The sequence below is a fragment of the Vreelandella nanhaiensis genome (genome assembly GCF_003990185.1).
Taxonomy (GTDB): domain Bacteria; phylum Pseudomonadota; class Gammaproteobacteria; order Pseudomonadales; family Halomonadaceae; genus Vreelandella; species Vreelandella nanhaiensis.
The window spans coordinates 548,400-561,905 of the sequence record NZ_RZHF01000004.1; the positions used below are offsets into that span (position 1 = coordinate 548,400).

14 protein-coding genes are annotated in these 13,506 nt (G+C 57.2%); 6 read left to right on the forward strand and 8 right to left on the reverse strand.

Annotation, left to right across the window (positions count from 1 at the left end):
- Window positions 1–50: 50 nt before the first annotated feature.
- From ELY38_RS02960 to ELY38_RS02970, 3 genes are read right to left on the reverse strand one after another with little or no spacing between them, the layout of a single operon-like run.
- Window positions 51–269: a DUF1653 domain-containing protein gene (locus tag ELY38_RS02960; RefSeq protein WP_127060007.1), complete on the reverse strand. Its 219-nt coding sequence runs from the start codon at window positions 267–269 to the stop codon at window positions 51–53.
- Window positions 266–1,123: a tRNA cyclic N6-threonylcarbamoyladenosine(37) synthase TcdA gene (gene tcdA, locus ELY38_RS02965; protein ID WP_127060008.1), complete on the reverse strand. Its 858-nt coding sequence runs from the start codon at window positions 1,121–1,123 to the stop codon at window positions 266–268. Before tcdA ends, ELY38_RS02960 begins: the two co-directional genes overlap by 4 nt.
- An 11-nt stretch (window positions 1,124–1,134) precedes the next feature.
- Window positions 1,135–1,968, reverse strand: coding sequence for a pseudouridine synthase (locus ELY38_RS02970; RefSeq protein WP_127060009.1), 834 nt, complete (start codon window positions 1,966–1,968; stop codon window positions 1,135–1,137).
- Between the two features lie 194 nt (window positions 1,969–2,162).
- Between ELY38_RS02970 and sodC the strand changes: the two genes are divergently transcribed.
- From sodC to ELY38_RS03000, 6 genes are all read left to right on the forward strand, one after another.
- A complete protein-coding gene (gene sodC / locus ELY38_RS02975) occupies window positions 2,163–2,696 on the forward strand; it encodes a superoxide dismutase family protein (protein WP_127060010.1) in 534 nt (177 codons plus the stop codon).
- A gap of 217 nt (window positions 2,697–2,913) precedes the next feature.
- Window positions 2,914–4,377 carry a carbon starvation CstA family protein gene (locus tag ELY38_RS02980; RefSeq protein ID WP_127060011.1) on the forward strand — a complete coding sequence of 488 codons (1,464 nt, stop codon included), beginning with the start codon at window positions 2,914–2,916 and terminating at the stop codon, window positions 4,375–4,377.
- 209 nt (window positions 4,378–4,586) lie between these two features.
- The gene (locus ELY38_RS02985; RefSeq protein WP_127060012.1) at window positions 4,587–5,417 is read left to right on the forward strand and encodes an ATP-binding cassette domain-containing protein; all 831 of its coding nucleotides are present in this window, start codon (window positions 4,587–4,589) and stop codon (window positions 5,415–5,417) included.
- On the forward strand, window positions 5,418–6,293 hold the full coding sequence (locus ELY38_RS02990) for an ABC transporter ATP-binding protein (protein ID WP_127060013.1): 876 nt from the start codon (window positions 5,418–5,420) through the stop codon (window positions 6,291–6,293). It abuts the gene before it with no gap.
- Between the two features lie 124 nt (window positions 6,294–6,417).
- Window positions 6,418–7,938: an ABC transporter substrate-binding protein gene (locus tag ELY38_RS02995; protein ID WP_127060014.1), complete on the forward strand. Its 1,521-nt coding sequence runs from the start codon at window positions 6,418–6,420 to the stop codon at window positions 7,936–7,938.
- Window positions 7,939–7,951: 13 nt separating this feature from the next.
- Window positions 7,952–9,715, forward strand: coding sequence for an ABC transporter permease subunit (locus tag ELY38_RS03000; protein WP_127060015.1), 1,764 nt, complete (start codon window positions 7,952–7,954; stop codon window positions 9,713–9,715).
- 132 nt (window positions 9,716–9,847) lie between these two features.
- On the opposite strand, the gene bfr is transcribed toward ELY38_RS03000, so the two are convergent.
- From bfr to lptF, 5 genes are all read right to left on the reverse strand, one after another.
- A complete protein-coding gene (gene bfr, locus ELY38_RS03005; RefSeq protein WP_127060016.1) occupies window positions 9,848–10,333 on the reverse strand; it encodes a bacterioferritin in 486 nt (161 codons plus the stop codon).
- 181 nt (window positions 10,334–10,514) lie between these two features.
- Window positions 10,515–10,721: a bacterioferritin-associated ferredoxin gene (locus tag ELY38_RS03010; RefSeq protein ID WP_127060017.1), complete on the reverse strand. Its 207-nt coding sequence runs from the start codon at window positions 10,719–10,721 to the stop codon at window positions 10,515–10,517.
- Window positions 10,722–10,879: 158 nt separating this feature from the next.
- Window positions 10,880–11,329: an RDD family protein gene (locus tag ELY38_RS03015; protein WP_127060018.1), complete on the reverse strand. Its 450-nt coding sequence runs from the start codon at window positions 11,327–11,329 to the stop codon at window positions 10,880–10,882.
- A complete protein-coding gene (gene lptG, locus ELY38_RS03020) occupies window positions 11,322–12,392 on the reverse strand; it encodes an LPS export ABC transporter permease LptG (RefSeq protein WP_127060019.1) in 1,071 nt (356 codons plus the stop codon). The genes ELY38_RS03015 and lptG overlap by 8 nt, the downstream gene beginning before the upstream one ends.
- Window positions 12,392–13,465: an LPS export ABC transporter permease LptF gene (gene lptF, locus ELY38_RS03025; protein ID WP_127060020.1), complete on the reverse strand. Its 1,074-nt coding sequence runs from the start codon at window positions 13,463–13,465 to the stop codon at window positions 12,392–12,394. Before lptF ends, lptG begins: the two co-directional genes overlap by 1 nt.
- Window positions 13,466–13,506: the final 41 nt, after the last annotated feature.

Consider the following 13,506-nt stretch of genomic DNA (forward strand, 5'->3'; position numbering starts at 1 on the left):
GCCCCCCTTTTTCTGAGCAAAGAAGATATTGAGTAAAAAGCAAAAGCCAACTAAAACGCCTTCTCAAGTGCAAAGCGTGGCTGGATGCGGCCGTCTTTGGTGACGGTCTCAGAAAACATCTCAAGGGGGCGAACCCACAGCCCGTACTCACCATATAACGCGCGGTAAACCACCAGCGGTTCTTCGGTCTCGCTGTGCTGGGCGGTGCCGAGCACTTCGTAAAGTGCGCCTTTATAGTGGCGGTAGATACCGGGAACAGGGGCAGTCATTCGCTTTCCTTTTGAGTAGCTGGCTGGTTGGCTTTTTTGGCCAGGCGTTCGAGCACCTTGGAGGCTGCGACAAAGCCGAACGTGCCGGTGACGAACGTGGCCGCGCCAAAACCGGAGGCGCAGTCCAGGCGGGTGGCTTCACCGCTGCCGGGCTTTTGCAGGCACACTTCGCCGTCGCTTCCGGGGTAAACCAGTTGCTCGTCGGAGTAGACACATTCCACCGAGAAACGCCGTTTGGGGTTGCGGGAGAAATTGTAATCACGGCGCAGGCGCGAGCGCACCTTGGCCAGGAGCGGGTCGTGCTCGGTGCGGGTTAAATCCGCCACTTGAATGCGCGTAGGATCGGTCTGCCCACCGGCAGCGCCGGTCACGGTAATGGGGATCTTGCGCCGCTTGCACCAGGCAATCAGTGCCGCCTTGGCGATTACGCTGTCGATGGCATCCACTACATGATCGGCATCATCAGGAATGCGCTCGGCCAGGTTCGTGGGTGTGACAAACGCGGTGTCAGCGACGATCTCGATCTCAGGGGCGATCAGGCGGCAGCGATCGGCCAGCACGTCTACCTTGGGTTTGCCGATAGTGCCATCCAGCGCGTGAAGCTGACGATTGACGTTGGAGACACACACGTCATCCAGATCGATCAGGGTAAGCTTACCGATCCCCGAGCGCGCCAGCGCTTCGACTGCCCAGCTGCCTACGCCGCCTACGCCGACGACCACTACATGGGCATGGCGAAATGCGGTGGCCGCGCGCTGGCCATAGAGGCGCCGAATGCCTCCAAAGCGAAATTCATAATCAGCCGAGGCCGGTGAAGGCGTTGCTGGCGTGCTTGATAAAGTAGTAGATGACATAGCGGGCTTACTCACCGTTCGTAAACAGACAGGTCTTGAGCAGACGATTCTTGAACAAGCGGCTCTTCAATAGGTAGCGCTTGAAAAGCAGAAGAGGCGGCCAGAGGTGGCACATTTACACTATCCAGCGGCAGGTGACCGGCCCATCCCAGATGATCAAACAGTGTGGTCATCGCCTCATCCAGAGCGCAGTTTATGACTATTCGCGTTGCCAATACCGGGTGATCGAACGCCAGGTAAGTTGCTGCGAGTAACAGGCGCGGTGCCCCGAGCTTATCGGCAAAAAAGCGGTTGTGGATACTTTTACCATGCTTGGCATCGCCAATAATCGGGTAGCCGCGCCGCGAAAGATGGCGGCGGATCTGGTGGCGCCGCCCGGTTAGCGGCCGGGCTTCCACCAGCGAATAGCGAGCTTTCGGGTAACGATCTACCTGAACGGGCAGCTCCACGCTATCCAGGCGGCGTATATCGGTCATGGCAGGCATCGCGGGCATTTCTGCCTTGGGACGCGTGCCGTCTTCCTCGCGCAGCGGGTAATCCAGGCGCGCCTCTGCGGGGGCTTTACCACGCACCACCGCCAGATAGCGCTTTTCAACCTGTCGCTCGCTAAACGCTTCGCTTAACAATGCGGCCACGTGGGAGGAGAGCGCAAACACGATGACACCCGAGGTGGGCCGGTCGAGGCGATGCACGGGATATACCCGCTGGCCCAACTGATCGCGCAGCTGTTGAAGCAGAAACTGGGTTTCGCCCCGGGCCAGTGCCGAACGGTGCACCAAGAGCCCTGAGGGCTTATGCACCGCAACAAGGTGCTCATCCTGATAAAGGATTCTAAGGGCCGACATAGCACTTCCTGGGGAAAAAACGAGGCGCTATTGTCGCGGCTTGGCGGGTAGATGTCACTCACTGCCGGAGGATTTAACCGCCAATCATCTGGGGATGCTTGTGACAAGGGGATTGGCGGAGTCGTGCAGAGCCAGCTACCTTGAGTAACAACGCTTAACCCGCGTTTCCATGGATCAGGAAAGGAGAGTTCATCATGCGTATTGCAACCACGCTTACCGGTATTGCGGCTTCACTACTGCTTGCCTCCGCTGCCCACGCCAACGAAACCTTGGATGTCGATATGCACAAGGTGAGCGTGGATGGTGTTGAAGAGTCCATTGGCACCATTTCGCTGGAACAGACCGATCACGGCCTGCTGCTGACGCCTTCGTTAAGCGGCCTTGAGCCCGGTATTTACGGTTTTCACGTGCATCAAAATGCCAGCTGTGAACCGGCTGAAAACGATGACGGCGAAATGACGGCCGCCCAAGCGGCAGGCGGCCACTACGACCCTGAAGAAACCGGCACCCATCAGGGCCCTTACGGCGATGGGCACTTGGGCGACCTGCCCGTGCTGACGGTTAACGATGACGGAGAAGCCAATCTGCCCTTGCTGGCGCCGCGCCTGAGCATGGAAGATATGCCGGGGCGTGCGCTGATGATCCACGAAGGCGGCGACACCTATTCCGATGAGCCCCACCTGGGCGGTGGCGGAGGCCGTATGGTGTGCGGTGTGGTCGAGTCGTAACGCCAAAGCTATACATCATCACTATATTAACGGGCAGCTTAAAGCTGCCCGTTTTCTTGCCTGCATCCATACTCACCCCCAGTGGGCAACTAAAGTCTTAAAGCGGTTTTGCCAATGACTCTGTACATTCTGCAAGGCTAAACAAGGCGTTGCCTGATTAGCTCGAACATACCTGTCAATGGTTAATCCCCCCTTCTGACCACTTTGGGTGCCCTAAATGATTACATTTATTGTATCGATCCTGCTGTTGATCGTGGGCTATTTTACCTATGGAAAATTTGTCGAACGCGTCTTCGTGACCAATCGAAAACGTCAGACGCCCGCCTTCAGCATGCGTGACGACATCGACTACGTGCCGATGAATACCACGCGCAACTCATTAATTCAGCTACTTAATATTGCCGGGGTCGGACCTATTTTCGGGCCAATCCTGGGTGCGCTGTATGGCCCCATCGCGTTTGTGTGGATCGTGGTCGGCTGCATCTTCGCCGGTGCCGTACACGACTATCTCACCGGCATGATCTCCATTCGCAACCACGGCGCTCACCTGCCTCAACTGGCCGGCAAATTCCTGGGCAAGATGATGAAGCATGTCGTTAACGGCTTCGCCATTCTGTTGCTGTTGCTTGTGGGTACGGTCTTCGTGACGTCACCGGCGGCCTTGCTCAACAATATGATACCGCTGTCGCTGACGGCCATCATCCTGGCGATCTTCGCTTACTATTTGATCGCCACGCTTTTGCCGATAGATAAGGTCATCGGACGCATCTATCCCTATTTCGGCGCCCTGCTGCTGTTCAGCGCCGCCGGTATCGGTATCGGCCTGGTGGTCACCGGCGCGCCAATTCCCGAGCTTTCGTTCCAGAACATGCACCCGGAAGGTGCGCCTATCTTCCCGCTGCTGTTTCTAACCATTTCCTGCGGCGCGCTTTCCGGCTTTCATGCCACGCAAACCCCGATCATTTCGCGCACCACCGAGAACGAGACCAACGGACGCAAGATCTTTTACGGCATGATGATCACCGAAGGTGTGATTGCGATGATCTGGGCGGCAGCGGCCATGAGCCTGTTCCATGGCGACCAAAGCCTCTCCGATGTGCTCGCTGCGGGCGGCCCGGCGGCCGTGGTCAGCGAAGTCGCCACCACCATGCTGGGCGCCGTGGGTGGCACGCTGGCGGTACTCGGCGTTATCGTGCTGCCGATCACGTCAGGCGACACCGCGTTTCGTAGTGCACGCATGATCATTGCGGACTATCTGAAAATTGACCAGCGCCCGATCGTCAAGCGCCTGTTGATTGCCCTACCGCTGTTTGCGATGTCCTACATTCTGACGCACATGGACTTCACCCTGCTGTGGCGCTACTTCTCCTGGGCCAACCAGACCACCGCGGTCATTGCCCTGTGGGTCGCCACCATGTACCTGGTGCTTTCACGCAAGCCGTACCTGATCACTTCGATTCCGGCGGTCTTCATGACCATGGCGACCTTTACCTACATCGCCTACGCGCCGATTGGTTTTGGCCTGCCACTGCAGTGGAGCTACGCGGCGGCTGCCCTCGGCACCCTGGTTTGCATCGCCCTGTTCATGAAGCGTGTGCGTCGTTTGAGCCGCGCTACCTTTACCGTGGATGAGCCGGCTAATAACTTCAGCGATGAAGCTTTCGCTGCCTCCGCTAAATAACGTCATACCTGCCGGGCAGCCTTGCCCGGCCATTATCAAGCGCTGAACATTCAGCGCTTTTTTTATGCCTGCTATGTTTTGCCTACCTCTTTCGTCCTCGCCTTTCCGATTGACGTCTTGGCCTGGGTTGTCGCGTATTGCTGTTCGCACAAAAAATGTTATATCATAACTTTACTTGCGATTTAATGGCTTAGCTTGAGATGTTGTCAATGTGCAGCAACCCCGTGTTATCCGTGCGTGACCTGCGCATTCAAATTGGCCAACAGCTGGTCGTCGAGGGGCTCTCTTTTGATGTGATGGCGGATGAGCGTGTGTGCCTGCTGGGCGCATCGGGGTCGGGAAAATCATTTACCGCTAAAGCGGTATTAGGGCTTTTGCCTCCTAATGCCCGTGTTCAGGGAAGCATCCGTCTTCTTGGCCAGGAAGTTATCCATACCCCTGCCGCTCAGCGCCGTAATGAAACCCGCGTCTCCATGGTGTTTCAGGATTCGCTTTCGGCGCTTAACCCGCTGGTGACCATTGGCTCCCAACTGCGGGAACCCTTTACACGCCACCACGGCTTATCGCGTAAGGCGGCCGTGCAGGCCACCATGGCGCTACTTGAGGCCATGGGCCTTCCTGACCCACAGCGTCTTATTAAACGCACGCCGGCCGAGCTTTCCGGCGGCCAGCGCCAGCGCGTGTGTATCGCGCTTGCCATGGCATGTAAAACCTCGCTGCTTGTGGCCGATGAGCCTACGACCGCACTGGATGTGGTCACCCAGGCACAGGTACTTCGCACGCTGCGTGAACATACCGATAAAACAGCCACCTCCCTGCTGTTTATTACTCACGATCTGCACGCCGCCGCCCAGCTCTGCCAACGCGCCGTGATTATCGAGCGCGGTGTCATGATTGAAAGCGGCGAGCTGGATACTCTGATTACCGCTCCACAGCACCGCTTTACCCAGGAGCTGGTGGCCGCGGCACACAGCGTACAGCCAGCAGAGCTGATGGGGGCTACCGAGCGAATGCCTATTGATTACTTAAAGAGCGCCTAGATGCAAAGCCCCATACCGTTTAGCCGTCAGGAAGCACTGGTGGGTAGAGAAGCGTTTATCTCGGCACGCGGACTCAATAAGAGTGTCACGCTACCGCGTGAGGTGTTCTGGCGGGCGGGTGAGCGCAAGCGGATAATGAGCGATATCGACCTCACGCTTTACCCCGGCGAGCGTGTGGGGCTGGTGGGCTTATCCGGCTCGGGCAAAACCACCTTGCTGCGCTCGCTTCTGGCCATTGAAGCACCGGATACCGGCTCCATTACCTGTCAACGCCAGGCGGTGCGCCCTGCCTCTATCGCCCGGCTGCGGTGGTACCGTCAGGCGGTTCAGTATATTCCCCAGGACCCTGCCTCATCTCTTGACCCACGCATGAGCGTGCGCGCGCTAGTCGCCGAGCCGCTGATTCGGCTTCAGGTGAAGTGCAACCCTGAAGAGCGCACCCGTGAAGCGCTGGAACAAGTTGGTCTGGATGCCCCGTTTCTGGACCGTAAGCCCCATGAGCTTTCCGGTGGCCAGGCCCAGCGGGTGGCGATTGCCCGGGCGATCGCCACCCGTCCGCGTTTCTTACTGGCCGACGAGCCGCTTAGCGGGCTTGACCTACCGGTACGCGCTCAGGTGATTAACGTGCTTAAAAGGCTTAGCGATGAGAACGGCACGGGCCTGCTGATGGTGTCACACGATTTATCCGTGGTCGCCAACCTTTGCAAGCGTACCTTAGTGATGGATGACGGCAAGATTGTTGAAGACCGTCCTACTGCGGAACTATGGCGTACGCCTCGCCACCCCATAACGCTTGATTTGATCGAGGCAGTCTCTCAATTGCCCACCTGCGCTTATCCGCACTGCAATGCGGCTGACGTGGAGGCGCTTTTATAGCGAGCTTTCGATTAAACACCGCGATTAATAATCCATTTGCCAGCGTAGCGCTTGCTTTTCGCGCGCGTGGCGTACTTATTTAACTGCATGTTTTTAATAAAATTAAAAAGTTGGAGACTTTACGATGTTACGCCGAAAGCTTCGCTTATCTTTACCCGCTGCCCTGGCTACGCCGCTTCTCCTCACCGGCTGCTTTGATGACCAGCGTGATGCGGCGTCTGACTCGCCAGACGCCGGTGAGCGTATTAGCGTGGCGATGCTTCAGCCGCCGCGTTCAGGGTTGAACCCGTTATCCGACGACGCTTTTAAGCTATCGCGCTGGAGTAACGCTGAAACCCTGATTCGCCTGGATGCCAACAACGACCCACAGCCGCTTTTGGCGACCGAGTGGGAGCAGCTGGATGACCAGACGTGGCGCTTTTTGATTCGCGACGGCGTGATTTTCCATGATAGTACCGAGTTGACCGCCGATGACGTGGTGAACGCTCTGAACGCCGCTACCCAGGCGGCCCCAAAGCCACGGATTCTGGATGGCGTCAATATGACCGTCGAGGCCGATGGTGATAACGCCGTAATCGTACGTACCGAAAAAACCGATCCACTGATTCCCAACCGTCTCTCTAGCCCGCAATTGGCGATTCTGGCAGCTGGTGCCTACGGCGAAGATGGCCGGGTGAACCCCATTGAAGCGGGCACCGGCCCCTTTGTCTTGAAAGAGATCAACGGTACCACCAGTGCCAAGCTTGACCGGTTCGACGACTACTGGGGCGAACCCGCCACCATTGCCGGGATTGATGCCGACTACGTATCCGATGGTACGGCGCGGGCCGCCGCTCTAAGAACCGGCACCGCCGATGTGGTTGAAGCCATTCCGGTTTCTCAAGTGGCGCTGCTTGACCAGGCGCTGGTACACGAAGTACCGATGCCCCGTACCAATACGCTCTACCTGAATACCCAATCGGGCCCCATGGCCGACCCTGGCCTTCGCGCGGCCGCTCGTGAAGCAATTGATCGCTCGGCCATTGTGAATACCGTCTACGAAGGCCGTGCCGATATTGCCGAAGGTCTGCTGGGCCCGGCGCTGGCCTGGGCAAGCGCCTACCGCTCGCCGATTGACAACCGCACCGCCCCCAAAGCTCCTGGCGGCACCGAAATTACCCTGGCGACCTTTACCGACCGTGCTGAGCTGCCTGAAGTTGCCGTGCTGCTTGAGCAGCAGCTCACCCGCGCGGGCTTCAAGGTGACTCAGGAAGTGCGTGAGTACGCGCATATCGAGTCTGACGCTTTGGCCGGTGAGTTTGACGCCTTTATTTTATCGCGTGCCACCGTGCTCGACTCCGGCGACCCGGTGGCCTACATGTATAGCGATTTCGCCTGCGAGGGCTCTTTCAATATCGCCCAACTTTGCGACCCGGCCGTTGATGAGGCGCTTGCCAACGCGGCCCAGCAGCCCACCGGCGAGGCGCGCCGCCAGGCGATCATTGCCGCTGAAACCGCCATTCTGCGCACCGATGCGGCGATTCCGATGCTGCATGAGCGAGTCATTCAGGGCGAGTCGGCGCGGGTTGCCAACGCCGAGCGCGACCCACGTGAACGTATGCTGATCACCGAAAAAACCGCTATCGACACCGATAGCGAGTCTTGAAGGCGCGCCACACATGATCAACGCAACATCGCGATTCCTGTGGCGCAGCCTACGCATCGAGCCGTTTATTCCGCTGCTATCACGACTGGTGACGCTTGCCGGTGTTGTGGTTCTGGTGGGGCTACTGCCGTGGCTTTCGGGCCGCGACCCGGCATTGAGCATCTTACGAGCGCGCTCTGCCGAGCAGGAAGCAACACCTGAAGCGCTAGCCGCTATTCGGGCGCAGCTGGGCCTGGAGTCTGGGCCCTTGGAGATGCTGCAGCGCTGGCTAATGGGACTTCTCCATGGTGATGCGGGCAACTCCTGGATTTCGGGGGCGCCGGTGCTGCCCGGCATGCTTAAAAGCGCTCAGGTATCGCTTACCCTGATGGGCTTTGCCATGCTGGTGGCCGTCGTTACCGCAACGCTTATCTGCCTGCCGGTCGTTCGGCGCGGTTTACGTGGCCAAATCAGCCGCTCGTCAGGCGCCGTGGGTGCAGCATTAACGGCGCTGCCCGAGTTCCTGCTCGCCTCGCTGCTGCTGGTAGTCTTTGCCGCCTGGCTCAACTGGCTGCCGCCCTATGGCTGGCGTGGCTTGAGCTATGCAGTACTTCCGGCATTCGCCTTGGGTCTTCCCGCCGGGGGGCTTCTGGGCCGCCTGTTCAGCGATGGCCTATCGGCCACCTTTACCGAGCGCTGGGTGGCGACTTGGAGCGTGGCAGGCTTTTCCCATCGCCGTATTACGTTATCCGTTCTACGCCGTACGCTTCCAAGCCTTATGCCCCAGGTGGGCATGGTCATGGTGGGCTTGACCGGCGGTGCGATTGCCGTTGAGCAGGTGTTTTCGATTCCAGGCCTTGGACGGGCCACGCTGGGCGCGGCATCGGCTCAGGACATGCCTGCGCTGCAGACCGGCATTCTCATTCTGCTGGTGATTGCCATTGTGCTGGGCAGCCTTGCTAATATTGGCCGCGCCCTGCTGCTTGGTCGGGCGTTTCGGCTGGGCGCCCTGCCCGTTGCCCATAGCGAGCAGAGCGTATCGCGTAGAACATGGATCGTTCCGGCAACTGCGGTCACACTATTGTGTGTACTGGTGGTGGCAGGTATTACCCGTGACCCGTTTAGCTCTGCGTTTATGCGTCTGGAACCGCCCAGTTTTGGCCTGCCCTTGGGGGCGGATGGCACCGGCCGAGATATTCTGGCGCGGGTGGCTCATGGCGCGCTATCCACGATTGGCATGGCGGTTGTCGTGGTATTTTTCACGCTGATTTTAGGGCTTCTGATTGGCTTGGCCCCACGGGTTGCCACGGGCCCCATTGAGATCACCAAGGCAACGCCGCCCACCATTGCAGGTCTTATCGTCGCTGGTTTGATTGGGCCTAGCACCAGCGGCGCGATTATTGCTGTTACGTCAGTGGCCTGGGCACCGCTTGCAGCACATACGGCGGCGCTGGTCACCGAGGTAAAAGCTCAGCCTCACGTGCGGATAACGCCGATTCTTGGGGTAGGGCAACTGCGCTTGATGAGTCGTTATATTCTTCCTGCAGTAATTGGTCCGGTATTTCGCCACGCTATGCTGCGCTTGCCCGGGGTCGCCTTGGCGCTTGCGGCACTGGGCTTTTTGGGCCTAGGACCAAGGCCACCCTCGCCGGAGTGGGGATTAGTGCTAGCAGAAGGCATGCCTTATATTGAACGCGCTCCTTGGGCGGTGCTGATTCCAGCGCTTGCGCTGGTGCTGCTTTCGGTACTGGCCGTGTCGCTTTCAAGCTTTGTAGGTTCAAACAAGCCAACCCGTTAAATGGCCCATGCAGATGGTTAGGCAATAACTAGGCAAGAGCTAGGCAAAAAAATGCCCCCGAAACATCGGGGGCATTTTTGTGTACGCGGCGTTTAAGCGACGCGTTGGTAAGCCCTGCTCTCGATTTAGCGCTTACTCGTGATCGCCTGCCAGCTGCATCTGACGCAGCATATAGTTCTGAATACCTACCTGCTCAATCAACTTCAGCTCGGTTTCAATATGGTCGATATGTTCTTCTTCATCGGCGAGCAGATCGCGCAGCAGATCGCGGGTAACGTAGTCTTTCACGCTCTCGCAATAGGTAATCGCTACAATGTAATCGTTGCGGCCATCATGTTCGATACGTAGATCGCTTTCCAGCATCTCTTTAACGTTTTCGCCAATATGCAGCTTGCCAAGATCCTGCAGGTTGGGAATACCTTCAAGAAACAGGATGCGCTCGATCAGCTTGTCAGCGTGCTGCATCTCTTCAATGGACTCGTCGTATTCCCATTTGGCTAGCGCTTTCAGGCCCCAATCCTTGTACATTTTGGCGTGCAAAAAGTATTGGTTGATGGCAATAAGCTCGTTGCCTAATGCTTTGTTGAGATGCTGGATTACCTGGGGATCACCTTTCATGACGTCACCTTTTTCGCTGCAATACCGATAGTTAATCTAACCAATCAAGCAGTTACGTTAATGAAGGAGTATAGGCCATGCAAAGGCATACTCCCAGCTTTCTGAGAGTATAGAGAAGAGGAATAAAAATTCAAACAAATCAGTTATTTGCTAACGATAACCCTAACAAGAGTGATTCGCGTCACACAGCGTAAGCGAGACCCATATCTGCGTCCATACGTGCTTCCTGTAGCGCTTCTTTGGTAAGCGATTTGGCATAACAGGCGCACTTGCCGCACTGGGTTGCGCAGCCAGTTGCTTCACGCACTTCTCGCCAGCTGCGAGCTCCGTCGCTTACCTGCTGGCGTATCTGATGATCGGTTACTCCCTTGCACACACAAACGTACATGGCGACACCTCATAAATCATATGAGGTGAATGTAAATGATTCGCATACATTTTATCAAGTAAAAAAAGATGCCTAATAGTAGTGATTGCCTTTCATCTAATAATCACCCTACCAATACAATAACTTAGTCGTTACTTGCCTAAATACTGATATACAGATTAACGCTTGGGCAGCAAAACGGTGCGGGTATTAGAGACCATATCCGGCCAGCTACGGCGCTGAGGATCAATAATCACCCACCAGTACCCAAGCCCCAGCGCCGCCAGCGAGAGCCAGCCAATGGCGCAGCGTATCAGGCATTGTTTAAGAGAGGGAATTTGGCCATTAGAGGTTTGCACTTGAAGCCTCCAAGCCTGCATGCCCAGCGTCATCCCGGCGCGATGCCAGAAAAAGCAGAAGAAAAATGTGGTAGCCGCCACCAGTACGCCGCGCAGGCTCCATATCGCCAGCGCAGAAGCGCCTACAGCTTGAGCAGGCTGACCCAGTATCCATTGGAAAAATGCTAAATGCAGCGTGGTAATCACCAGCCAGAGCGCCAGAACCAGTACGCCATCGTAGATTAGGGCGCCCAGCCGGCGCCCCAAGCCGGCAGTAACGGGACTAGCCATTGCGACGCAGGAAGTACACTCCGACAAAGGCACACACAAGCGTGGGTACAAGTACCGCCCATACGGGAGAAAAGCCAAAAATGGTAGATGCCGGGGCCAGCAGATCCTGGATATATTTAAATGTAAGCCCCGTCACTACGCCGTAAAACACTCGGGTGCCCGCCGCCACGGTACGCAGCGGGCCAAATACGAACGACGCCGCAATCAGTACCAACGAGCCCATGGTGAGCGGCATCAGCATTTTTTGCCAGAAGTACAGTAGAGGCTGATCCGCCTTTAACCCCTGGGCCTGCAGGTAGTTGGCATAGGCCCACAGCTCACTGGGCGCCTGACTTTCGATATCACGCAGCAGGCGCTCAAGCTGTGTAGGGGTAATATGCGTTTCCCAGAAGGCGCTTTCCTGAGTATCCGATTCGGTATAGTCCTCGTAAATACGCGTAGTGGTGATATTTTCAAGCCGCCAGGCGCCTTGCTCCCAATGCGCACGATCAGCATGCGTAGCCTCAATCAGGCGGCGGTCATCAAACCGATAGCGGGTTAAATCAAGCACCACATTGTCAGCTCTTATGGCACCGAACCGGTAAACGCTATCGCCTTCGAACTGCCAGCCGCTGCGACTGGCGGGCTGGGCACTTTCGCCCTGGCGCTGTTCAAGACGCCACGCTTCGGCAAATTGTTCGGTACGTGGGCTTACGAACTCGGCGACCAGCAGTACAACGACCACCACCACCAGTACCGGCTTCATTACGCCCCACACAATGCGCGCAAGCGAGCGCCCGGCGGCACGCATGACGGTAAGCTCGTTGCTGGAGGCCATGCTACCCAAGCCTATAAGTGCACCGATCAGCACCGCTACGGGGGCGTACTGATAAAACCGCCATGGCATGCGCATTAACAGATAGAACAGTACATCCAGCGCCGTGTAGTCCTGCTGCACTTTGCTTAACTCACCAATGTAGGCAATGGTGATATCCAGGCCCAGCAACACAAACTGAACAATAACAATCGCACCCAGCACGTTGCGGGCAATATAGCGATCCAGGCGGTCGGCCAGTGTCAACATTAACGCATCCCCTTACGCTGTGAGCGCCATAAAAGCAGCAGCCCTAACCCCAAGAACAGGAGATGAACCGGCCAGACACCTATTACTGTTGGCAGGCTTCCACTACCAATAGCGTCCACCGCCGCCAGCAGCAGACTCAAATAGGCAACGTATAGAAAGATCGCTGGCAGCAGCTTGCCAAACCGACCCTGACGCGGGTTCACCCGGGAAAGCGGCTGGGCGAGCAGCGCCAGGATGAAGACCATAAAAGGCAGCCCGGCTCGCCACTGAAATTGTGCCTGGGCGCGCGGGTTAGGATCGTGCCACAGCTCCTGCGTTGTGGCGTACTCGAGCGAATCAAGTTCCTGAAGACTACGGCTTAGGCCAAGCCGCATGGTATAGCGCTCAAAGGTCAACCGTTGGGCATCGTTTTGCCCCGGCATTACGCCGTAGCGCTCGCCGTTTTCCAGCACCAAAAAGCGGCTGCCCGTTTCGACCCGGGTTTCCTGATAGCCTGACCCTGCCCGTGTCACGAAGCTATGCGGGCTTTCAGGACCTGGTTGCTCATGAACCAGCACTTCCTGCATTTTGGTGCCATCGCTACTGAAATCACTGATATAGGCCGTTCGGCCACCACCGAAATCCTGAAACCGTCCTGGCGCCAGTACCGAGACATCCAGCCGGCTGCGCTGCTCCTCAAGGGTGGCAGCGGTTTGCAACGCCCCGGCCGGAGTTAGCCACAGGCTGCAAAGGGCGACCAATACCGCCACAATAGAGGCGGGCAGAAACGTTACCCGTAAAAGGCGCAGCGGGCTCATGCCGCAGGCGACCATCACGGTGATTTCGCTGTTCATGTAAAGCTGGCCATAAGCCAGTAAAATCCCCAGGAAGAACGCCAGCGGCAGTACCAGTTCCATAAAGCCCGGTAGATGAAACATCATCAGGCTGCCCAGGATGGTGACCGGAAAATCGCCCTCTGCCGCATCTGAAAAGTAGCGGATAAAACGACTGCCCATGATGACCAGCAGCAAAATGCCGGCGACCGCCGACATGGTGAGTAACACTTCGCGGGTTAAGTACCGAAATAAAATCAACGCCCTCTCCGGCTAATCATGCAGGATGCCATGCAATGCGC

Coding starts and splice junctions, on each gene's coding strand:
- ELY38_RS02960 (WP_127060007.1), bottom strand. CDS start 269: ATGACTGCCCCTGTTCCCGGTATCTACCGCCACTATAAAGGCGCACTT.
- tcdA (WP_127060008.1), bottom strand. CDS start 1,123: ATGTCATCTACTACTTTATCAAGCACGCCAGCAACGCCTTCACCGGCC.
- ELY38_RS02970 (WP_127060009.1), bottom strand. CDS start 1,968: ATGTCGGCCCTTAGAATCCTTTATCAGGATGAGCACCTTGTTGCGGTG.
- sodC (WP_127060010.1), top strand. CDS start 2,163: ATGCGTATTGCAACCACGCTTACCGGTATTGCGGCTTCACTACTGCTT.
- ELY38_RS02980 (WP_127060011.1), top strand. CDS start 2,914: ATGATTACATTTATTGTATCGATCCTGCTGTTGATCGTGGGCTATTTT.
- ELY38_RS02985 (WP_127060012.1), top strand. CDS start 4,587: ATGTGCAGCAACCCCGTGTTATCCGTGCGTGACCTGCGCATTCAAATT.
- ELY38_RS02990 (WP_127060013.1), top strand. CDS start 5,418: ATGCAAAGCCCCATACCGTTTAGCCGTCAGGAAGCACTGGTGGGTAGA.
- ELY38_RS02995 (WP_127060014.1), top strand. CDS start 6,418: ATGTTACGCCGAAAGCTTCGCTTATCTTTACCCGCTGCCCTGGCTACG.
- ELY38_RS03000 (WP_127060015.1), top strand. CDS start 7,952: ATGATCAACGCAACATCGCGATTCCTGTGGCGCAGCCTACGCATCGAG.
- bfr (WP_127060016.1), bottom strand. CDS start 10,333: ATGAAAGGTGATCCCCAGGTAATCCAGCATCTCAACAAAGCATTAGGC.
- ELY38_RS03010 (WP_127060017.1), bottom strand. CDS start 10,721: ATGTACGTTTGTGTGTGCAAGGGAGTAACCGATCATCAGATACGCCAG.
- ELY38_RS03015 (WP_127060018.1), bottom strand. CDS start 11,329: ATGGCTAGTCCCGTTACTGCCGGCTTGGGGCGCCGGCTGGGCGCCCTA.
- lptG (WP_127060019.1), bottom strand. CDS start 12,392: ATGTTGACACTGGCCGACCGCCTGGATCGCTATATTGCCCGCAACGTG.